This window comes from Corynebacterium sp. ACRPZ (genome assembly GCF_022346205.1).
Taxonomy (GTDB): domain Bacteria; phylum Actinomycetota; class Actinomycetes; order Mycobacteriales; family Mycobacteriaceae; genus Corynebacterium; species Corynebacterium lehmanniae.
The window spans coordinates 68,755-89,849 of sequence record NZ_JAKRMR010000012.1; the positions used below are offsets into that span (position 1 = coordinate 68,755).

Sequence of the window (21,095 nt, forward strand, 5' to 3'; positions counted from 1 at the left end):
CTTTTGGGGCGGGTTTTCGGTGTGTGGGCGGGTTAGTCGAAGAGCAGTTCCATGGCGCCTGGGGTGGTCATGGGGACGCGTGTGCCGTTGGGTGTGATCCAGTGGATGCGGGCGTTGGGGTTGTCGATGTAGCCGAACGGGCCGTTGCGGTTGTCGGCGTTGACGCCGTTGTGGAATGGGCACAGTTCGGCGAGGTTGTCCATGTTGGTCATTCCCCCGTAGCGCCAGGCGTTGATGTGGTGCGTTTGGGTGGTCTCTGCGGAGTGTTTGCAGTCGGGAAACGCACATCGCGGGCAGAGCAGCTTCGACATGACCTTCTGCTTGGGGTTGGCGCAGCGCTCGGCGTAGTACAGGTTGACGGGTCCTTCTTGGGGGTGGAACGCGGCGACTTCGAGTATGTCGCCGAATTCGTGCTGCATGTATTCGGCCCCTGTCATGGTGGTGCCGTCGGTGCAGATCAGGGTGACTTCGTCGGCGTGGCCTGATTGGATGCGGGCCCAGTCGGCGATCGGCACGAGAATGATCGGCCGGAAATTCGCCTTCGGCACACCCTTGCCGTCGCGCAGGATCCCGATAAGCGTGTGGGCCATTTGGGCGGCGGCGGGGTCGTCGGCGTCGATGAGTTGTCGCAGCAGATGCTCGAGGTCGGCGAGGTCGCGCTCGTTGTAGGTGAGGATCATGGTGCGCATGCCCGCTTTTGAGCGGCTGAACTTGCACGAGGGTGGGGCTGGTTTGACGGGTTGTTTGATCAGCCGTTTGATCCGTTTTGTCAGGGCCCTGTATGAGCCGCGGTGGCGCACCAGATCGAGGCGGATGCGCCAGCGTTCGGCGGCGCCTTCGACGGCGAGCAACTTTTTCTCGATGTGGATGAGCTGGTCGACAGGCAGACCATGAGCTGCTTCGAGGGCGTCGCGTTGTTTGCGGGTGAACTGGGTCGGGCCAAAGTAGGTGTGGTGCACCCGGGCCAGGTCGCGCACGCGCCCGGTGGATAGGCCGGCGGCCATGGCCACGTCGCGGTCGAAGTCGGCAAGCATCGCCACGCCTGCGGAAACAAAGTCAGTGAAGTTCATGGCCTGCAAGCTATGGCGGCCGCACAACCCCGGCAAGAACCTTTTTGAAATCTGTGGATAACCGCCGCCGGTTGTTGACGGCGCAACACAGTTGTCCACAGGAACGTATACCGCGGTGGCGCACCAGCACCACCGCGGTATACGTTGCAAAGTTTTAGCGCTTCGACACCTTGCCGGTCTTGCCCGCCACCGGCGCGACCACCGAGGCGCGCGCGAAGCGCCAGCCCAATGCCGTCACACCCGCCGCGACCAGGAACAACACCACACCGATCCAGCTGGTGGCGTCCTCGCGCGAGGCGAACATCGCGTTGAAGTTGCCGCGCAGCCCGGTGGTGAGCACGAGGAAGACGTGCACCACAATGAACGCCACGAAGTAGATCATGGTGGGGAAGTGCACCGCGCGCGCCCACGACACCGGCACGGCCGTCCACGACTTAGGCCACATGCTGCTCATGCGGAAACCGGACGCGATGGCCAGCGGCGACGCGATGAACACGGTGACGAAGTACGACAACTCCTGCAGCGCGTTGTAGTGCACCCACGGGTTTTCGGTCGGCCAGTCCAGCGAGAGGTACTGCAGGCCCGCCGACACCGCGTGCGGGATGGCGTCCCAGCTGGTGGGCACGATGCGCATCCATTGGCCGGTGGTAAACAGCAGCACGTAGAACACGACGCCGAGGGCGACCCACGTGACGTCGAGAAGCTGGTGCAGCCAGAGCGTCACCGAGATCTTCTTGCCGCCGTTTTTGGGTTGCCAGTAGGCGGCGGGGCGTTTCTCGCGGCGCACGTCGATGCCGGTTTTGATGATCAGAGCCATGAGGAACATGTTGAAGAAGTGCGCCCAGTTCAGCCAGCCGGGCAGCCCGGTGGGGGCGTTGTCCGGCAGCGGCTGGACGCCGTCGTAGCGCGCGATGAAGTCGGCGCCAGCCTCGGTGCCCACGAACCAGCGCGCGCCGAACACGGCCGCGGCGAGCAGCAGGAGCGCACCGATCGCCCAGGGGAGCCATTGCCTTGCGACGCCCTCCGGTTCCCCCGCCGTCGCCGGTGCGGGTGCCGGCTGCGGGGCCGGTTTTGGCTTCGGCGCGGGTGCCGTCTTGGCCACAGCGTCGTCGACCACCGTCGCCGCAGGCGCCGCGGTCTCGGGCTGTGGCTCCGGCTCGGCTTCCGGCTCCGGCGCGGCGACGCGCACGGTGCCGGCGGGCGGCCACGGGTCGCCGCCCTCGACGCGGGGCAGGCCGCGGCGCAGCGGCACCTCGACCGTGTGCGCCGGCTCCGCAACGTCGGCAACGTCGGCAGCTTCTGCGGCGGCAGCGGCGGAAGCAGCGGGCACCGCGACGCGCACTGTCCCGGCGGGCGGCCACGGCTCGCCACCCGGCACGCGGGGCAGGCCGCGGCGCAGCGGCACCTCGGCGGTCTGGGTCGCGTCGGCAGCGGGTGTGACAACGGGCGCAGCGTCCTCGACCGGCGCGCCGGCCACGTCGACGGTGCAGGCGGGCGGCCACGGCTCGCCGCCCGGAACGCGCGGCAGTCCTCGGCGGAGTTCTACCTGCATTACTTACGCGCCTCGATCTCGGAGATGATGTCCGGCACCAGGTCGAACAGGTCGCCGATGATGCCAAAGTCGGCGATGTCGAAGATGGGGGCGTCCTCGTCGGAGTTGATCGCCACGATGGTGTCGGCGGTCTGCATGCCCACGAGGTGCTGCACCGCGCCGGAGATGCCGATGCCGATGTAGAGCTTCGGGCTGACCATCACACCGGTTTGGCCGATCTGCGCCTCGTAGGGCACCTGGCCTTCGTCGACGGCGGAGCGGGTGGCGCCGACGGCGGCGCCCAGCGCGTCGGCAAGTCCGCCGACGAGGTCTTCGAACATGTCCTCGTCGCCCAAGGACATGCCGCCTGCGACGACCTTGTCGGCGGTGAGCAGGTCGGGGCGGTCGGAGGCGCGCTCAACCGGGGTCACCGAGAGCACCTTTGCCTCTCGACGCCCCGTCGGCTCCACCTCCAACTCCCGCACCTCAGGCGCGGCCGCCTCGGCGCGCGTTTCCACTGCACCCTTGCGCAGGGTGATCACCGGCGCGGAGTGCGTCGCCGCGGCGGCAGCGGTGTAGACGCCGCCGAAGTTCTGGTGCTCGGTGACAATGCCCTGGTCGTCGCGGCTCACAGACACCGCGTCGGTGAGCAGCGCCTTGCCAGTGCGTGCCGCGAAGCGGCCGGCGGCCTCGCGCCCGCGCACGGTGTGGGCGAACAGGACGGCGGCTGGGAAGAGGTCGTCGAACGCGGCGGCAGCTGCGTCGATAAGCGGGGCGTCAGACACCAGCACCACGCCGGCGCCGAGCGCACCAAGCTCCTCGGCGCGCGCGCGGTCTGACGCCAGCACCACCGGGGTGCCGAGGGCAGACGCGGCGCCGATGAGCTCGGCCGCACCGGGGCTGACCGCCCCGTCGAAGGAGCGGTCCGGGACAACAAGAATCTGGGTCATGGCTGCTCCTTAAATGAGGTTCTTGGATTCGAGGAAGTCCACCAGGCGGGCCGCGGCGGTGGAGCCCGCGTCGATGATCTCGCCGCGCTCGCGCTCCGGGCGGCGCTCGATGCCCACCATGATGGCGCGTGGGTGGGTGAAGTCCGCCGGGTCCACGCCGAGCTCGGCGAGGGTGACGGTGCGCAGTTCCTTCTTCTTCGCGGCCATCAGCCCCTTGAAGTTGGGGTAGCGCGGGTCCGCGAACTCGTCGGCGACGGACACCACGGCCGGCAGCTGCGCTTCGAGCTGGGCGGTGGCGGCGTCGGAGGCCTGGGTGGCGCGCACGGTCTCGCCCTCGAGCGTGAGCTCGGTGAGGTTGGTCAGCACCGGCCAGTCCAAAAGCTCGGCCATGAAGGGGGCGATCACGCCGGTGCCGCCGTCGGAAGACTCGGCGCCCGCGATGACGAGGTCGTAGCCCTGCTTCTCGACGAGCTTCGCCAACACCTCACCAGTCAACGTCGCATCCGCGCCCGTGAGCGCGTCGTCCGAGACGATGTAGGCCTCGCTCGCGCCCATGGCGATGCCGCGGCGCACCGAGTCGGCGGAGGATTCTGGGCCGACGCTCAAGATCTCAACCTCGACGTTCTCGCCGGCCTCGGCGATGCGCAGCGCGGCCTCGACGGCGCGCTCGCTGACCTCGTCGGCGACGACGTCGCCGGAGCGGTCCGTCAAACCCGTCTCCAGGTTCATTTCGCGGTCACTGTACGTGTCCGGCACTTCTTTCAGCAGCACAGCAATGCGCACGGCCACTCCTTGCTCTTGAGCTCTCTGGGGTTCGCGATCGCTGTGCAGTGTAACGCACGGCTAAAAGTCGAATCCCCCGAAGTCGAAGCCGCCGCCGTCGCCGAACCCGCCGAAGTCCCCGAAGTCGCCGCCGGCATCGCCCATGTCGCCCATGTCTCCCATGTCGCCGGCGCCGTCCATGCCGTCCATGCCGTCGCCGAGCCCGCCGGCCTCAAACGCCTCCGCAGACGCCACGCTGGCCATCCCGGCGAACATGGTGGAGTAGAACATCATGGAGCTTGCGGCCCACACGCCGGTCATCATCGCCGGGCCCCACCACGCGGTGGAGTACCAGCCGGCCGGCACCGGGCGGCCCGCGACGGCGCCGCCGGGGTAGTAGTGCGGCGTCTGCGCGGTGGCGTGCGGCGACGCCATGACCTGCGTGCCGTCCTCCTGCGTGACGGTGCGCTGCTCGGTCACGCGCCCTGCCTGGCGCTGGCCCTCCAGCTCCGGCAGCTGCGGGCCGGCGGGCAGCCCCATGATCTCGCGGGCCGCGTTAACGTAGTGCAGGCCCTCCAGCGCGGACTCGCGCGCGAGCATCGCCTGCTTGACAGAACGCGCCTCGCTCAGCCCGGCGGATGCCGCGTTGAAGCGCTCGGAGGCGTCGGCCATCGCCTGCTGCGAGGCGGTGTCGTTGCCGGAGAGGTTCAGCACCTGCGAGCCCAAACGGTCGGTCCACCGTTTGGCGTCGGCGTATGCGTCGTCGAAAGACAGCTGCTGCTGCCTCGCCACCTGGCGCCGCGACTGTGGCATCTGCCGCTGCCCGCTCATGTTCGGCAACATCACCAACGCGCCGACCATCAAGAAAATGAGCAACAGGGTGAACATGACTCCTCCTAAAATTTCGTTCGTGTTTGGTTCAACGCATACGCCTGCGCTAAAGTTCCGCACAGCGCTGCAGATTTCGGCGCCTGGGAATGTCGTATAGTGGCTAATACCTCAGCCTTCCAAGCTGAAGACGCGGGTTCGATTCCCGTCATTCCCTCCACACATGACACCGGTTCCGGTTGCGGGGCCGGTGTTTTTGTGCCCTCAATGCGGACGGTGATTGAAGCACCGCTACAATGACTGTCCTGAACTACACACGTTCAACGAATGTGGTTCATACCGTGCGGTTTTACCGCAACGGGGCGTGGCGCAGCTTGGTAGCGCACCTGCTTTGGGAGCAGGGGGTCGCAGGTTCAAATCCTGTCGCCCCGACCAAGGCGGGCCCGTGGTTTCGCGGGCCCGCCACATATAAACATCTGACAAACGTTGTTTCGATCTAGTACAGGAGAAATCCGTGAAGACTTCCGTCGACAAGCTCAGCGACACCCGCGTGAAGCTCAACGTCAGCGTGCCGTTCGACGAGCTGGGCAAGGAGATTGACCAGGCCTACAAGGCCATCGCCCAGCAGGTCAACATCCCGGGCTTCCGTCGTGGCAAGGCTCCGCGCCAGCTCATCGACGCTCGCTTCGGCCGCGGCCCGATCCTGGAGCAGGTCGTCAACGACATGCTGCCGACCCGCTACGAGCAGGCCCTGGCGGAAAACGAGATCAACCCGCTCGGCCAGCCGGAGATCGAGATCACCAAGATCGAGGACAACGACGTCGTCGAGTTCACCGCCGAGGTCGACGTGCGCCCGGAGATCGAGGTGCCGGACTTCTCCAAGATCTCCGTGAAGGTTCCGGAGCTCAAGCTTGACGACGAAGCAGTCGACGCCGAGCTGGACACCCTCCGTGAACGCTTTGGTGAGCTCAAGGACACCAAGCGCAAGCTGAAGACCGACGACTACGCCATCATCGACCTCGAGGCCACCGTCGACGGCGAGAAGCTCGACGATGCTTCCGCCGAGGGCCTGACCTACCGCGTCGGCGCCGACGACCTGATGAAGGGCCTGGACACCGCGCTGCGCGGTCTGAAAACCGGCGAGGACGCAGAGTTCGAGTCCGAGATCCAGTACGGCGAGCACAAGGGCGAGAAGGCCACCGTGAAGGTCACCGTCCAGCAGACCAAGGAGCGCAAGCTGCCGGAGCTCGACGACGACTTCGCGCAGATGGCGTCCGAGTTCGACACCGTCGAGGAGCTGCGCAACTCCACCCGCGAGCAGGTTGAGGAGAACGCCAAGGCCAAGCAGGCCGCGGACATCCGCGACGAGGTGCTCAAGGTCGCCCTGGCAGAGTCCACGTTTGCCCTGCCGGAGTCCGTGGTGGACGAGCAGGTGCACAACCAGCTCCACCAGCTGCTGGGCCAGATGGCGCACGACGAGAACGCGTTCGCCCAGCTGCTCGAGGCGCAGGGCACGACCCGCGAGGAGTTTGACAAGCAGTCCCGCGAGCAGGCCGAAGAGTCCGTGCGCACCCAGCTGTTCCTCGACGCTGTGGCAGAGCAGGAGCAGCCGGAGGTCTCCCAGCAGGAGCTGACCGACCACATCCTGTTCACCGCGCAGTCCTACGGCATGGACCCGAACCAGTTTGTGGCCCAGCTGCAGCAGTCCGGCCAGATTGCCAACCTGTTCTCCGACGTGCGCCGCGGCAAGGCTCTGGCCATCGCCATCTCCCGCACCCAGGTCGAGGACGAGGCCGGCAACAAGGTCGACCCGAACGAGTACTTCGGCGAGATCGAGGAGGACGAGGCTGAGGAGTCCGAGGAGAACTAAGCCGTTCTCTTAGCGGCCGGGGCATGGTGTTGCCCCGGCCGCTTTCGCGTTTTCTGGGCTCCTTCGCCAGATTTGTTCACTCCCACGGACCGTGCCGGTGAATGAATTCCGTTTTGGTCGGATGGTTTGTTCACTTTCCCCAGGTGGCATAAATCCCGGAACCCGGTTGATTCACGCCGCAGTGAACAAATCTCCCTGGGGGACCCCGGCCCCGACACTTCGCGGCGGAATCTGTCAGGCGGCCACGATAGCCCCAGGTCGCCGCAAACGCCCGCCGTAATCTGTCAGGAACCGGCCGCCGGCCACCCCAAAACCGGTCCGAACCGGCCCCAAACTTCCGACCCGTACGCCGGTAGCGAACAGGCTCGGAGATACAGGACCTCGCGAGTAGGGTAGTGGCGTTACCGGATGAACTAGCAAAGGAGCGTCTTACATGACTTCCCCGACCCAAGGCATGAACCTGGGAGACTCCGTTTATGAGCGTCTCCTCCGGGAGCGCATTATTTTCCTGGGCCAGCAGGTGGACGACGAGATCGCCAATAAGCTGTGCGCCCAGATTCTGCTGCTGTCGGCGGAGGATCCGACGCGCGATATCAACCTCTACATCAACTCGCCGGGCGGTTCTGTCACCGCTGGTATGGCGATTTACGACACGATGAAGTACTCCCCGTGCGACATCGCCACCTACGGTATGGGCCTGGCGGCGTCGATGGGCCAGTTCCTGCTCTCGGGCGGCACGAAGGGCAAGCGTTACGCCCTGCCGCACGCGCGCATTATGATGCACCAGCCGTCCGCAGGCGTCGGCGGCACGGCAGCCGACATCGCTATTCAGGCGGAGCAGTTCGCGGAGACGAAGCGCGAGATGGCGCAGCTCATCGCGGAGCACACGGGCCAGACATTCGAGCAGATCACGAAGGATTCGGACCGTGATCGCTGGTTCAACGCTATGCAGGCGAAGGAGTACGGCATCGTGGACCACGTCATTGAGAATGCGGCCCAGGCTGGCGAGCACTCCATCGGCGAGAACTAAGGCACACGAGGAATTAAGGAGATACCCACTATGACTTTCCAGATGCCCAACTCCCGCTACGTGCTGCCGCAGTTCCTGGAGGAAACGAGCTTCGGCACGAAGCAGATCGACCCGTACGGCAAGCTCTTCGAAGAGCGCATCGTCTTCCTGGGTACCCAGGTGGACGACACGTCGGCGAACGACATCATGGCGCAGCTTCTGGTGCTGGAGTCCCAGGACCCGGACCGCGACATCACCATGTACATCAACTCCCCGGGCGGCTCGTTTACCGCGCTGATGGCTATCTACGACACGATGCAGTACGTCCGCCCGGATGTGCAGACTGTCTGCCTGGGCCAGGCTGCGTCGGCAGCCGCGGTGATCCTCGCCGCTGGTGCGCCGGGCAAGCGCGCCGCGCTGCCGAACTCGCGCGTGCTGATTCACCAGCCGGCGACCCAGGGCACCCAGGGCCAGGTGTCCGACCTGGAGATTCAGGCAGCGGAGATCGAGCGTATGCGCCGCCTCATGGAGGACACGCTCGCGCACCACACTGGCCGCACGTCGGAGCAGGTCCGCATTGATACGGACCGCGACAAGATCCTCACCGCCTCTGAGGCCGTGGAGTACGGGATCATCGACCAGGTCTTTGATTACCGCAAGCTCAACGGCTAAGTGCACAGAGAAAACGCGCCCGGTTCACTTCCGGGCGCGTTTTGCTTTGCGACGACCTCCGGTTACTCCGCTTCCTCCCCGGATGCCGGGTCGCAGAATGCCACGGCGTTGCGGATGGCCTCCGGCGCAGTTTCGAAGTCTTCGCGCGCCCAGCAGATGCCGCCATCGTCGGTGGTGACGGGGTCGACGGAGACCCAGCCCTGGCCCTTGGCGGCCCAGTAGTAGTCCTGGCCGTCGGAGGTGACGGTGCGGGCCCATTCGCGGTCGCAGAAGGTGCTGTACTCCTGGTTGCCGGACGCCGCACCCTGGGTGGGCCAGGCGCAGGTGGCGCCGGGGCGGTCGTCGACGATGGTTTCGCGCACCGGCTCCGGCTCACGCGCCGCGTTGTTGGAGTCGTTGGAGCTGCGCGACTCCGAGCGCTTGGAGCTGGACTTCGTTGAGGTGCGCGTGGACGACTTGGTCGACGAAGACGAGCTCGACGAGGACTTCTTCGCCGTGGTGGACGTGGAGGTGGTGGTTTCCTCATCCTCGTCGTCCTCGGTGGGCGTCGGCGTCGGGGTGGCGGTGGTGCTGGTCTGCGGGAAGTCCAGCGTGGGCTCCGCCAGGGGCTCTGCGTCCGCGCCGGAGTCCGAGCAACCGGTCAGCAGCGACGCGACGAGGGCGGCTGCGGCGAAGGCAGAAAGTGTGCGGCTGCGATTCACGGATCGGTTCCTTTCAGGGTGCTCAGCGTTGGGGCACCGGTGGGCACGATTGTTTAACGTGTACAGGCTAGCGGATTAGCTTCCAAGGAACCGCGTCAGTGCGGTGTTGAATTCTTCCGGGTTCTCTATGGCCACTTGGTGGGCGGCCGGGTCCACCACCACGGATTGGGACGGGCCGGCCACGCCGTCGGCGATCTCGGCCAGCTTCTCGGGCGGGCAGGTTGGGTCGGACGCACCCGCGATGGTGAGCACCGGACAGGTGATCTTCCCCAGCTCGCCGGCGAAATCCCAGGTGGCGAGCGCGGTTCCGTTGTGGGCGTAGCCCTCGTCGTCGACGGAGTCGATCATGTCGGCCACGCGCCGCACCGCATCCGGGTGCTCCGCGCGGAAGGATTCTGTGAACCAGTTGCCCATCAGGGTGGAGGTCAGGCCGGAGGTGCCGTCGTGAAGCGCAGTGCTGATCTTTTGCTCCCAAGCTTGCTTGCCGCCGAGGTAGGTGGCGGTGGCGGCGAAGACGGCCTTGTCCACGCGGCCGCTGTTTGCGGCGAGCCACTGCGCGATCGCGCCGCCGAGGGAGACGCCGACGACGCTGAAGCGCTCCACGCCGAGCTCGTCGAGTGCGGCGAGGACGTCGCGGCCGAGCGTGCCCACCTCCGTCGGGCGCTCCGACGGAACCCCGGAGCCGCCGTGGCCGCGGTGGTCGACGGTGATCACGCGGTAGCCGGAAAGCGCCGGGATCACCTCGGACCACGCCTCGGAGGTGGTGGCGATGGAGCTGAGCAGCACCACCGCTTCGCCGTCGGGGGTGCCAAATTCCTGCGTGTGAAGAAGCGTCATGAGCCCATTTTCACACGCGCGCACCGGTTGTGTCGGCGCGGCGGGTACGGTTTGACGCAACGATTACACTCGGTGGGGATTGACCGAAGACGGGAGTAGATAGGCGCATATGGCAACTACGCACGACAGCGCGAACCTGCTCAAGTGCTCTTTTTGCGGGAAGAGCCAGCAGCAGGTGCGCAAGCTCATCGCCGGCGGCGGCGTCTACATCTGCGACGAGTGCATCGAGCTGTGCAACGAGATCATCGAGGAAGAGCTCGCCGGCGCGCAGAAAACCCAGGACGCGGACGACCCGGACCGCCTGCCGCGCCCGAGCGAGATCACGGCGTTTTTGGACGAGTACGTCATCGGCCAGGACACCGCGAAGCGCACGCTCGCCGTGGCGGTGTACAACCACTACAAGCGCATCAAGGCGGAAAACTCCAACGTGTCCAGCCGCAAGCGCGACGAGGACGTGGAGATTGCCAAGTCCAACATCCTCCTGCTCGGCCCCACCGGCTCCGGCAAGACCTACCTGGCGCAGACGCTGGCGCGCATGCTGAACGTGCCGTTCGCCATCGCGGACGCCACCAGCCTCACCGAGGCCGGCTACGTGGGCGAGGACGTGGAGAACATCCTGCTGAAGCTGCTTCAGGCGGCGGATTTCGACGTCAACCGCGCGCAGCAGGGCATCATCTACGTCGATGAGGTGGACAAGATTTCGCGCAAGTCCGAGAACCCGTCGATCACCCGCGACGTCTCCGGCGAGGGCGTGCAGCAGGCCCTGTTGAAGATCTTGGAGGGCACCACCGCGTCGGTGCCGCCGCAGGGCGGGCGCAAGCACCCGAACCAGGAGTTCATCCAGGTGGACACCACGAACATCCTGTTCATCGTCGCCGGTGCGTTCGCCGGGCTGGACAAGGTGGTCGCGGAGCGCGTGGGCAAGAAGGGCATCGGCTTCGGCGCGGAGATCGACTCGAAGGAGCAGCGAGACGAGGCGGACCTGCTCGCCCAGGTGCAGCCGGGCGACCTGGTCAAGTTCGGCCTGATCCCGGAGTTCATCGGCCGTCTGCCCATCCTCGCGCACGTGAACGACCTGGACCGCGATTCGATGAAGCGGGTGCTTACGGAGCCGAAGAACTCGCTGGTCAAGCAATACAAGCGACTGTTCGCCATGGACGGCGCGGAGCTGACTGTCACGGACGGGGCGCTCGGCGTGATCGCCGATAAGGCGGCGGAGCGCAAGACCGGCGCCCGCGGCCTGCGCGCGATCATGGAGGAGCTGCTCGTGCCCATCATGTACGAGCTGCCGGACCGCGAGAACGTCGCCGAGGTCGTCGTCGACGAGGCCGTGGCGCTCGGCACGGAGGAGCCGAAGTACATCGAGGCCGAAGAAAAGCAGTCTGCTTAACGACGGGCCGTTAGACGATCCAGCCTTCGTCGCCGTAGATATCGAATAGCTCGTCCGGCTCCGCGTCCTCGGCGGGTGCCGGGGCGGCCTCCAGGTAGGACTCGTAGCCGGAGTACGAGATGTTGGAGGTCAAAAACGCAAGCACGGCGTCGATGACCATGCGGCGCATGCCGTCGACGTTGCGGCGGCTTTCCGCGTCCACGCCGAAGACGTGCTTGGCGGTGGCGGCGTTGCCGACGCGGTAGAAGCACAGCGAAGAAATCAGGGCGAGCAGGTCAACTGCGGTGATGCCGGGGCGGAAGGCGCCGGCGTCCTGGCCGGCGAGGAGGAGCCGTTCGGCGTGCAGGCTCACCTCGCGCACGCCGGCGAGCATTGACGCGTCCTCCGCCTTAACTTCTGGGTCCAGGTTTTCGCGCAGCACCAGGCGCACGGCATCGGGGTTGTGCAAAAACGCGTGGTAGAGCGCGTCGACGAAGCGGCGCATGCCTTCCACCGGCACGGCGTGCGAGCGGTTGAGGATGTTCTCCGGCGGCGCCAGCTGCTCGAGCGCGAGGCGCAGCGCCGCGGTGTAGAGGCCGCGCTTGTCGCCGAAGTGGTAGTGGATCATGCGTTTGGTCATGCCGGTTTTCTTGGCCAGCGTTTCCACCTTCACGCCGGAGTATCCTTTGCGGGCGAATGCCCCCAGCGCTGCGCGGACCACCGCGTCGGGGGAGGGCGCGCCGGAAGTTGCGTCGTCGACAACGTCGGTCACGTCCGTCCCCTTTCTGCTCGAAATACCCCTCAATCGTGCACTAGATGTCCGCTCTCGGACGTATAGCGCTGAAATTCTGCCCCGGCTGGGGGTAGGTTACTGTGAGGCAACACACAAACGTTTCGATCGAAGGAGTAAGACACATGACAAAGATCGTGGTCACGGGCGCTGCGGGAAACATCGCCTACTCCCTGTTGTGGCGCATCGCCGCCGGCGACGTGTTCGGCGACGAGCCGGTGGACCTGACCCTGCTGGAGATCCCGGACGCCGTGCGCGCCGCCGAGGGCACGGCGATGGAGCTCGCCGATTCTGCGCTGCCGCTGGTCAACTCCATTGAGGTTACCGACGACGCGACGAAGGCTTTCGACGGCGCCGAGGCCGCGTTTTTGGTGGGCGCGAAGCCGCGCGGCAAGGGCGAGTCGCGGGCGGACATGCTCGCCGCCAACGGGAAGATCTTCATCGGCCAGGGCAAGGCCATCAACAACGGTGCGGCGGACAACGTCCGCGTGCTGGTGGTGGGCAACCCGGCCAACACCAACGCCTACATCGCCTCCAAGGCAGCGCCCGACGTGCCCAAAGACCGCTTCAACGCGTTGATGCGCCTGGACCACAACCGGGCGCAGTCGATGTTGGCGGACCGGCTGTCCGTGCCGTCGAGAAGCATTGAGCGCCTCGTGGTGTGGGGCAACCACTCCGACACCCAGTTCCCGGACATCACCTACGCCACGGCGGACGGTAAGCCGGTGGAGGTGGACCACGAGTGGTACACCGGCGAGTTCATCCCGCGCGTGGCCAAGCGCGGCGCCGAGATCATCGACGTGCGCGGCAAGTCCTCGGCCGCCTCCGCGGCGTCGGCGTCCGTGGACCACATGCGCGATTGGGTGCAGGGCACCGGGGAGCGGTGGGCGACGGTCGCGTTGCCGTCGACAGGCGAGTACGGCGTGGACGAGGGCCTCATGTTCGGTTTCCCGGCCACCAGCGACGGCGCCTGGCATGTGGTCGAGGGGCTTTCGCTTAACGACGACCAAAGGGCCCGCCTCGACAGCAACATCGCCGCCCTGCGCACAGAAGCTGCCATCGCCGACAAGCTGTTCTAGCGCGCTGGTTAAGATAGGGCGCGTGACTGAGACGAACGATCTGAACCGCGCGAACCAACTGCCCAAGTCGTGGGAACCCAGCGCCCACGAACGCGACCTGTACGAAGGTTGGGTAGACGCCGGTTACTTCACGGCGGACCCGGCCTCGGACAAGCCCGCGTACTCGATCGTGCTGCCGCCGCCGAACGTGACCGGCCAGCTGCACATGGGCCACGCCCTCGACCACACGCTGATGGACTCCCTGGTGCGCCGCAAGCGCATGCAGGGCTACGAGGTGCTGTGGCTGCCGGGCATGGACCACGCCGGCATCGCCACCCAAACCAAGGTGGAAGCCAAGCTCAAGGCGGAGGAAGGCAAGGACCGCTACGACTACGGGCGCGAGGAGTTCATCGAGCGCGTGTGGGAGTGGAAGGAGCAGTACGGCGGCACGATCACCACGCAGATGCGCGCCATCGGCGACTCGGTGGACTGGTCGCGGGAGCGCTTCACGCTTGACGACGGCCTGTCGCGCGCCGTGCAAACCATCTTCAAGCAGCTCTACGATCGCGGCCTGGTCTACCGCGACTACCGCCTGGTCAACTGGTCGCCGGTGCTGGAAACCGCCGTCTCCGACATCGAGGTGGTGTACAAGGACGTCGAGGGCGAGTTCGTCTCCATCCGCTACGGCTCGCTCAGCGACGACGAGCCGCACCTGGTCGTGGCCACCACCCGTGTGGAGACAATGCTTGGCGACGTCGCGATCGCCGTCCACCCCGACGACGAGCGCTACGCCGACCTGATCGGCCAGGTCTTCCCGCACCCGCTGCGCGAGGACCTGCAAATTGAGGTCATCGCGGACGACTACGTGGACATGGATCTGGGCACCGGTGCGGTGAAGATCACCCCGGCGCACGACCCGAACGACTACGAGATGGGCCTGCGCCACAACCTGGACATGCCGATCATCATGGACGAGAAGGGCCGCATCGCCGATACCGGCACCCGCTTCGACGGCATGACGCGCGAAGACGCCCGCGTGGCCGTGCGCGAGGCGCTGGCGGAGCAGGGCCGCATTGTCAAGGAAGTGCGCCCGTACGTGCACTCCGTGGGCCACTCGGAGCGCTCCGGCGAGCCGATTGAGCCGCGGTTGTCCCTGCAGTGGTTTGTCAAGGTCGACGAGTTGGCGAAGATGTCCGGCGACGCGGTGCGCGAAGGCGACACCAAGATCCACCCGGAATCCATGGAGAAGCGCTACTTCGACTGGGTGGACAACATGCACGACTGGACGATCTCGCGCCAGCTGTGGTGGGGCCACCGCATCCCGATCTGGTACGGCCCGGAGGACGAAAATGGCAACCGCGACGTCGTCTGCGTCGGCCCAGACGAGGAGCCGCCGGCAGGCTACGAGCAGGACCCGGACGTGCTGGACACCTGGTTCTCGTCCGCCCTGTGGCCGTTTTCCACCATGGGCTGGCCGGAGAAGACCCCGGAGCTGGAGAAGTTCTTCCCCACCACGGTGCTGGTCACCGCGTACGACATCCTGTTCTTCTGGGTGGCGCGCATGATGATGTTCGGCACCTTCGCTGGCCAGGAAACCCCGGAGATCCTGGGCGAGGGCGCTGAGGGCCGCCCGCAGATCCCGTTCGAGCACCTCTACCTGCACGGCCTGGTACGCGACGAAAAGGGCCGCAAGATGTCCAAGTCCCTGGGCAACGGCATCGACCCGATGGACTGGGTCGAGCAGTACGGCGCGGACGCGCTGCGCTTCGCCCTGGCCCGCGGCGCGAACCCGGGCGTGGATCTGCCGATCGGCGACGACCACGCCACCGCCGCCCGCAACTTCGCCACCAAGCTGTTCAACGCCACCAAGTTCGCGCTGATGAACGGCGCGCACGTCGGCGAACTGCCGGCCCGCGAGGCACTCACGGACGCGGACCGCTGGATCCTGGACCGCGCCGAGGAAGTGCGCGCCAAGGTGGACGCCTACCTGGACGACTACCAGTTTGCTAAGGCCAACGAGCTGCTCTACCACTTCGCGTGGGACGAGCTGTGCGACTGGTACCTGGAGATCGCCAAAACCCAGATCCCACGGGACGGCGAGAGCGCACAGGGGGAAACCACCAAGGTCGTGCTCGGCCGCGTCCTCGATGTCGTGCTGCGCCTGCTGCACCCGACCATGCCGTTTGTCACCGAGGTGCTGTGGAAGGCGCTCACCGGCGAGGAAACCGTCACCATCGCGCCGTGGCCGACCGCGGACGACACCAACGGCGGCGCCGAGACCGACACGAAGGCCCGCACCCGCGTGGAGGACGCGATCAAGCTCATCACCGAGCTGCGCCGCTTCCGCTCCGACCAGGGCGTCAAGCCCTCGCAGAAGGTGCCGGCGCGCGTGGACTTCGCGTCCGCGGACCTGGCGGAGCTCGAAGACGTGGTCCGCCAGATTGCCAGGGTGGAGGAGCCGGGGGAGGACTTTAGCGCGTCGGCAAGCATTGAAATGCGCCTGAGCCAAGCCAACCTCGACGTCGCGTTGGACACCTCCGGCACCGTGGACGTCGCCGCGGAGCGCAAGCGCCTCGAAAAGGAGCTCGCCGCGGCGCAGAAGGAGCTGGACACCACCGGCGGCAAGCTCGCCAACGAGCAGTTCCTGGCCAACGCGCCGGAGCCCGTGGTGGAAAAGATCAAGGTGCGCCAGCAGGTCGCGCAGGAAGAGTTCGAGCGCGTCACCGCACGCCTGGAACAGCTGCCGGAGGCCTAAGTGGCAGACAACGATTTCGAGCTGCCCGAACTTCCGGAGCAGTACGACATCCAGCAGACCGACACTGGCCTGACGCTCAACCTCGGCGCGCCGGGGGAGGGGCGCGAGGACGACGCGCTCGCCCCGCGCGGCGTGAGCGAGGAAGACTTAGTCGCGCTCGCGCAGGTGGAAGCGGAGCTCGCCGCCCGCTGGCCGGAGACGGACATCGACCCGTCGCTGGAGCGCATCGAGCTGCTCATGGACTTTCTCGGCGAGCCGCAGAAGTCCTTCAAGGTCATCCACGTCGCCGGCACCAACGGCAAAACCTCCACGGTGCGGATGGTGGAGTCGCTGCTGCGCTCGTTTGGCAACCGCGTGGGCCGCACGACCAGCCCGCACCTGCAGTCCGTCACCGAGCGCATCGGCATCGACGGCGAGCCGATCCACCCGGCGGATTTCGTGCGCATCTACCGCGAGATCGAGCCGTACATCCAGATGGTGGACGAGCGCACCGGTGTGCCCATGAGCTACTTCGAGGTCATGGTGGGCCTCGCGTTCGCCGCGTTTGCGGATGCGCCTGTCGACGTCGCCGTGGTCGAAGTCGGCATGGGCGGCACCTGGGACGCCACCAACGTCGTCGACGCGGACGTGGACGTGATCATGCCCGTCGGCCTGGACCACACCGCCTACCTGGGCGACACGATCGGGGAGATCGCCGGCGAGAAGGCCGGGATTATCCGCAGCGCGGATGCCGTGGCCGTGATCGGCCAGCAGGACCCGGACGCGATGCGCGTGATCCTGGAGCGCACCGTGGAAATCGGCGCGCCGGTGGCCCGCTTCGGCCAGGAGTTCGGCGTGGCCGCCTCCGAGGTGGCCGTGGGCGGGCAGACGCTCACGCTGAAGGGCCTGTCCGGCGAGTACCCGGAGGTGTTCCTCCCGCTGTCCGGCCCGCACCAGGCCCACAACGCTTCGGTGGCGCTGGCGGCGGTGGAGGCGTTCCTCGGCGCGTCGTCGGAACGCACGCTCGACGCGGACACCGTGCGCGAGGGCTTCGCCGCCACCACCTCGCCGGGCCGGCTGGAGCGCGTGCGCGCCACCCCGACCACCTTCATCGACGCCACCCACAACCCGCACGGCGCCCAGGCGCTCGCGGCGGCGCTGGAGCGCGACTTCGACTTCACGCGCCTGATCGGCGTGCTGGGCATCTTGGGCGACAAGGACGCCCGGGGCATCATGGAGGCGCTCGAGCCCGTGCTCACCGAGGTCGTGATCACGCAGAACAGCTCCCCGCGCGCCACGGACGCCTACGAACTGGCCGAAACCGCCCGCGAGGTTTTCGGCGACGAGCGCGTGCACGTCGAGGAGCACCTGCCGTCCGCCTACGAGCTCGCCGTGGAGCTGGCCGAAGAAGCGCTCGCTGAGGTGGGCGTGCAGTCCGGCTCCGGCGTGATTATCACCGGCTCGGTGGTCACCGCCGGCGAGGCCCGCGCCATGTTTGGAAAGGACCCGCAATGACACCCAAAAAGCAGCAGATGGGCCCGCTCGGCCCCGGCAAGGCGCCCGTCAAGGACCCGATGTCGGGGCTGACCGGCGTGCTCGCCGGCACGCTGATCATGGAGGCCATCACGGTCCTGCTCATCCTCACCGTCATCCTGAAAGTCGACGGCGGCGAGCACTGGACCACCTTCAACTGGGTCTACGTCACCGTCATCGGACTGGCGCATGTGGTGATGGCGTTCTTCCAGAAGAAGCCGGCCGCGCTGTGGATCGACCTGGCGCTGCAGATCCCGCTGATCTTCGGCTTCTTCATCCACTGGTCCGTTACGGCCGTGGGCATCATCTTCGGCATCGTCTGGTACTTCGTCATCCGCATGCGCTCCGAGATTGTCCAGCGCATGCGCGGCGGCTACCTCACCACCCAGCACTTGGGCACTTAAAGGTCCTTGCGCAAAATTTTGCCGGCGGCGTTGCGGGGGATCGCCTCCACGAACGCCACGGCGCGCACCTTTTTGTAGGCGGTCACGCGCGCCGCAACCCACTCCATCAATTGCGCCTCATCTAAAAGCCCTTGCTTTACGACGAAAGCCTTCGGCACGCCGCCGCGCTCGTCCACAGCCACATCATCGATCTGCGGGTGCGTGAGCATGAGCGCCTCGAGTTCGGCCGGGGCGATCTGGAACCCGTGGTACTTGAACACGTCCTTGGCGCGGTCCACGACCGTGACGGTGGCGTCCGGGTTCACGCGCGCGATGTCGCCGGTGCGCAGCCAGCCGTCCACGATGGCATTGCGGGTGGCCTCCGGGTTGTACAGGTAGCCGCGCATGACCTGCGGGCCGCGGACCTGCAGCTCGCCGTCGCGGCCGTCGGGAAGCTCCGCGCCGGTGTCTATATCCACCACCCGGAATTCGGTGTTGGGGATGGCGAACCCGATGGTGCCCGGGTTGGACTTGCCGGCGATGCCGACGTGCGTCACCGGCGAGGATTCGGTTGTGCCGTAGCCCTGCAGCATGGCAATACCCAGGCGCTCCTCCACGCGCCGCGCCAGCGTCTCGTCCAAGGGTGCGGCGCCGCAAACCATGTGGGCGCAGACGGCGAAATCGGCCGGGTCGACGGCAGGCGAGTTCGCCAGCGCCAGCGCGATCGGCGGGGCGATGAAGCTCAGCTCGATGGCGTGCCCGCGGTGGGCGCGGACGAACTCGGCGAGGTCGAAGCGCGCGGCGGTGAACACGTGCCGGCCCGCGGCCAGCGACGACAGCAGCAGCGTGTTCAGCCCGTAGATGTGGGAAAACGGCAGCGGCGCGGCCACGCGGGTGCCCTCGCCGATGCCGCTGGCGGCCAGCGCCGCGTTGAACTGCACCGCGTTGGCGGTAATCGAGCGATGCGTCAGCTCCACGCCCTTGGGCAGGCCGGTGGTGCCGGAGGAAAACGGGATGGCGGCCACCGAGTCCGGGTCCGCCGGCGCGAAGTCGTCGGCGGGGCCGGGGGCGAGATCGTCCGGCTCGACACGGTGGGTGACGCCGGCGAGGGCAGACAACCGGGACGCCTCGACGTCGATAAGCGAATGCCCGACAAGGCACGCCGCCGCACCCGTGCGGGAGACGGCGAGCAGTGCGACGGCGAAGTCGATCGAGTTGGGCAGGCGCAGCTCAACGACGCTGCCCGGCCCCACGCCGCGGCGACGCAGGCGGGTGGCGGCGGCGTCCGCGAGTGCGCCCAGCTCGTCGTAGGTGACGGTGCGGCCGGTGTCGTACTCCGTGACGGCGGGCAGGCCGCTGCGCGGGACCAGGCGATCGAGCGAAACATCAGGCAGCGCGACATCCGGCAGGGGAGAGCTGTGCACCATGGGCATCAAGGCTACGGTATGGCCCATGCGCATCGTGAGTTTCGCCCTGGCCGCCGTGTTCTCCATCGTCGCGGTGGTGGCCGTCTACACCACCCTGCCCGGGTGGGTGGGCACCGCGGCGATCATCGCCGCCGGGCTGTTTTTGGTGCTCGGGTTTTACGAGCAATACACGCGCCGCGAGGAGATTGCGCCCGAGCTTGACGACGAGCAGCGCGCCACCGTCAACCGCATGAAGGCGGAGGGCAACTTCCAGCTGGCGGTGCAGCAGGTGCAGCTGTGGTTCCGCAACACCACGCCGGAAGACGCAGCGCGCATCGTGCGCGAGGCGTAAACACGACTTTGGGGTAAGATTTTGGGCTATGACTGAACGCACTCTGATCCTGATCAAGCCCGACGGTGTTGCAAACGGCCACGTCGGCGACATCATTGCCCGCATCGAGCGCAAGGGCCTGAAGCTCGTGGAGCTGGACCTGCGCACCGCAGACCGCGAGACCGCCGAGAAGCACTACGCCGAGCACAAGGACAAGCCGTTCTTCGGCGAGCTGGTGGACTTCATCACCTCCGCTCCGCTGGTCGCCGGCATCGTCGAGGGCGAGCGCGCCATCGAGGCGTGGCGCCAGCTGGCCGGCGGCACCGACCCGGTTGCCAAGGCCACCCCGGGCACCATCCGCGGCGACTTCGCGCTGTCCGTGGCGGAGAACGTCGTCCACGGTTCCGACTCGCCGGAGTCCGCCGAGCGCGAGATCGGCATTTGGTTCCCGAACCTCTAAGTGCACGTAGCCAACACCGCAGCCACCCGGCTGCGGTGTTTTTCACGCCTTGGGCGGGGGGAATTAGAATCACGCGGGATCAGTTGTTGTATAAATAGAGTCGCATGTAATCCGCATAGTGAGAAAGGGAGATGGTGGTGGCATCTCGCAGCGAACAGGCACGAGCGGTGGAGAAGCGCTCTGCGATCCTGGATGCGGCGATCGGTCTGCTGCTTTCGGAGGGACTCAAAGGGGTGACGCACCGCCAGGTCGCTGCGGCGGCGTCGGTGCCGGTGGGATCCATCGGCTACTACTACTCCACGCGTGACAAACTTGTGGCTACCTGCTTCGAACGGCTGGAGCAGGGCCGGCGTGACGCGTTCGAACGCGCAACCGCCGCGGGTGAGGCGTTGACAGACCCGGTGAACCTGGCGGAGGCGGCCGTCGCGGTGGTGACGTGCGGCCAGCCGGAGCGGGCGCGCGCCGTGATCTCCGCGTTTGTGGAGGCGCAGCGCGAAACCGGCGAGGTCGGCGACTTTGTCGGCCGCACCCTCAGCGAACTGAAGGAGCTCATCTCCCAGCTGCTGCAGCGCGCCGGCGTGGATTTCAACGCCGCGCGGGTGCTGCAGATCGTGGTGGGCACCGCGCTGACTGAATCCCACGAGAACGCCCCCGTGGCCGCGGTGGCCGACCTTCTGCGACTGGCCGAGAAGTAAACACTGCCCCGCTGTGCCACAATGGGGAGCGCAAGCGTCGCCACGCGACGCTAGGAAACTTTCACATGTACCGCACCGTGGGGTTCGCCGCGCGGCCGCTTCGGCA

The 21,095-nt window shown here is 66.8% G+C and carries 20 protein-coding genes and 2 tRNA genes; 13 read left to right on the forward strand and 9 right to left on the reverse strand.

Going from position 1 to position 21,095, the window contains the following annotated elements; translation table 11 throughout:
• Positions 1–32 precede the first annotated feature (32 nt).
• The 5 genes from MHX64_RS09210 to MHX64_RS09230 form a co-directional block, all read right to left on the reverse strand.
• Positions 33–1,070: an HNH endonuclease signature motif containing protein gene (locus tag MHX64_RS09210; RefSeq protein ID WP_239356614.1), complete on the reverse strand. Its 1,038-nt coding sequence runs from the start codon at positions 1,068–1,070 to the stop codon at positions 33–35.
• A gap of 154 nt (positions 1,071–1,224) precedes the next feature.
• Positions 1,225–2,622 (reverse strand): cytochrome b/b6 domain-containing protein, encoded by a 1,398-nt coding sequence (locus MHX64_RS09215; RefSeq protein WP_239356613.1) that lies wholly within the window; start codon positions 2,620–2,622, stop codon positions 1,225–1,227.
• Positions 2,622–3,551 carry an electron transfer flavoprotein subunit alpha/FixB family protein gene (locus MHX64_RS09220; RefSeq protein WP_239356612.1) on the reverse strand — a complete coding sequence of 310 codons (930 nt, stop codon included), beginning with the start codon at positions 3,549–3,551 and terminating at the stop codon, positions 2,622–2,624. Before MHX64_RS09220 ends, MHX64_RS09215 begins: the two co-directional genes overlap by 1 nt.
• A gap of 9 nt (positions 3,552–3,560) precedes the next feature.
• On the reverse strand, positions 3,561–4,334 hold the full coding sequence (locus MHX64_RS09225) for an electron transfer flavoprotein subunit beta/FixA family protein (RefSeq protein WP_239356611.1): 774 nt from the start codon (positions 4,332–4,334) through the stop codon (positions 3,561–3,563).
• Positions 4,335–4,394: 60 nt separating this feature from the next.
• Positions 4,395–5,201: a DUF1542 domain-containing protein gene (locus MHX64_RS09230; RefSeq protein WP_239356610.1), complete on the reverse strand. Its 807-nt coding sequence runs from the start codon at positions 5,199–5,201 to the stop codon at positions 4,395–4,397.
• Positions 5,202–5,286: 85 nt separating this feature from the next.
• On the opposite strand from MHX64_RS09230, the gene MHX64_RS09235 reads away from it, so the two are divergent.
• The 5 genes from MHX64_RS09235 to MHX64_RS09255 all read left to right on the forward strand — a co-directional run bounded on the left by MHX64_RS09235 (position 5,287) and on the right by MHX64_RS09255 (position 8,692).
• Positions 5,287–5,361: transfer RNA gene (locus MHX64_RS09235), tRNA-Gly, on the forward strand.
• A gap of 138 nt (positions 5,362–5,499) precedes the next feature.
• A tRNA-Pro gene (locus tag MHX64_RS09240) sits at positions 5,500–5,576 on the forward strand.
• Between the two features lie 79 nt (positions 5,577–5,655).
• Positions 5,656–7,011 (forward strand): trigger factor, encoded by a 1,356-nt coding sequence (gene tig / locus MHX64_RS09245; protein WP_181888945.1) that lies wholly within the window; start codon positions 5,656–5,658, stop codon positions 7,009–7,011.
• Between the two features lie 433 nt (positions 7,012–7,444).
• Entirely contained in the window at positions 7,445–8,041 is a 597-nt protein-coding gene (locus MHX64_RS09250) for an ATP-dependent Clp protease proteolytic subunit (RefSeq protein ID WP_181888944.1), read from the forward strand.
• A gap of 30 nt (positions 8,042–8,071) precedes the next feature.
• Positions 8,072–8,692 (forward strand): ATP-dependent Clp protease proteolytic subunit, encoded by a 621-nt coding sequence (locus MHX64_RS09255; protein WP_181888943.1) that lies wholly within the window; start codon positions 8,072–8,074, stop codon positions 8,690–8,692.
• 62 nt (positions 8,693–8,754) lie between these two features.
• Here the strand turns inward: MHX64_RS09255 and MHX64_RS09260 are convergent, their stop codons facing one another.
• Positions 8,755–9,393, reverse strand: a complete 639-nt coding sequence (locus tag MHX64_RS09260) for a hypothetical protein (RefSeq protein ID WP_239356609.1) — start codon at positions 9,391–9,393, stop codon at positions 8,755–8,757.
• Positions 9,394–9,468: 75 nt separating this feature from the next.
• Positions 9,469–10,230: an alpha/beta fold hydrolase gene (locus MHX64_RS09265; RefSeq protein WP_239356608.1), complete on the reverse strand. Its 762-nt coding sequence runs from the start codon at positions 10,228–10,230 to the stop codon at positions 9,469–9,471.
• Between the two features lie 109 nt (positions 10,231–10,339).
• Between MHX64_RS09265 and clpX the strand changes: the two genes are divergently transcribed.
• Positions 10,340–11,620, forward strand: a complete 1,281-nt coding sequence (gene clpX, locus MHX64_RS09270; RefSeq protein ID WP_239356607.1) for an ATP-dependent Clp protease ATP-binding subunit ClpX — start codon at positions 10,340–10,342, stop codon at positions 11,618–11,620.
• A 10-nt stretch (positions 11,621–11,630) separates the two neighbouring features.
• Here clpX and MHX64_RS09275 read toward each other — a convergent pair whose 3' ends face one another.
• Positions 11,631–12,371: a TetR/AcrR family transcriptional regulator gene (locus tag MHX64_RS09275; protein WP_239356606.1), complete on the reverse strand. Its 741-nt coding sequence runs from the start codon at positions 12,369–12,371 to the stop codon at positions 11,631–11,633.
• Between the two features lie 143 nt (positions 12,372–12,514).
• Between MHX64_RS09275 and MHX64_RS09280 the strand changes: the two genes are divergently transcribed.
• The 4 genes from MHX64_RS09280 to MHX64_RS09295 are packed head-to-tail and all read left to right on the forward strand — an operon-like array spanning position 12,515 to position 18,118.
• Entirely contained in the window at positions 12,515–13,468 is a 954-nt protein-coding gene (locus tag MHX64_RS09280) for a malate dehydrogenase (protein WP_239356605.1), read from the forward strand.
• A 22-nt stretch (positions 13,469–13,490) separates the two neighbouring features.
• Positions 13,491–16,202 carry a valine--tRNA ligase gene (locus MHX64_RS09285; protein ID WP_239356604.1) on the forward strand — a complete coding sequence of 904 codons (2,712 nt, stop codon included), beginning with the start codon at positions 13,491–13,493 and terminating at the stop codon, positions 16,200–16,202.
• Positions 16,203–17,696 (forward strand): folylpolyglutamate synthase/dihydrofolate synthase family protein, encoded by a 1,494-nt coding sequence (locus MHX64_RS09290; protein WP_370642098.1) that lies wholly within the window; start codon positions 16,203–16,205, stop codon positions 17,694–17,696.
• The gene (locus tag MHX64_RS09295) at positions 17,693–18,118 is read left to right on the forward strand and encodes a DUF4233 domain-containing protein (RefSeq protein WP_181888936.1); all 426 of its coding nucleotides are present in this window, start codon (positions 17,693–17,695) and stop codon (positions 18,116–18,118) included. The genes MHX64_RS09290 and MHX64_RS09295 overlap by 4 nt, the downstream gene beginning before the upstream one ends.
• Here the strand turns inward: MHX64_RS09295 and MHX64_RS09300 are convergent.
• Positions 18,115–19,530 carry an AMP-binding protein gene (locus MHX64_RS09300; protein WP_239356603.1) on the reverse strand — a complete coding sequence of 472 codons (1,416 nt, stop codon included), beginning with the start codon at positions 19,528–19,530 and terminating at the stop codon, positions 18,115–18,117. The two genes, MHX64_RS09295 and MHX64_RS09300, sit on opposite strands and share 4 nt — an antisense overlap.
• 19 nt (positions 19,531–19,549) lie before the next feature.
• Between MHX64_RS09300 and MHX64_RS09305 the strand changes: the two genes are divergently transcribed.
• From MHX64_RS09305 to MHX64_RS09315, 3 genes are all read left to right on the forward strand, one after another.
• Positions 19,550–19,855 (forward strand): hypothetical protein, encoded by a 306-nt coding sequence (locus MHX64_RS09305; RefSeq protein WP_181888935.1) that lies wholly within the window; start codon positions 19,550–19,552, stop codon positions 19,853–19,855.
• A 28-nt stretch (positions 19,856–19,883) separates the two neighbouring features.
• The gene (ndk, locus tag MHX64_RS09310; RefSeq protein WP_239356602.1) at positions 19,884–20,294 is read left to right on the forward strand and encodes a nucleoside-diphosphate kinase; all 411 of its coding nucleotides are present in this window, start codon (positions 19,884–19,886) and stop codon (positions 20,292–20,294) included.
• A gap of 137 nt (positions 20,295–20,431) precedes the next feature.
• Entirely contained in the window at positions 20,432–20,989 is a 558-nt protein-coding gene (locus MHX64_RS09315) for a TetR family transcriptional regulator (protein ID WP_239356601.1), read from the forward strand.
• The last annotated feature ends 106 nt before the right edge of the window (positions 20,990–21,095 follow it).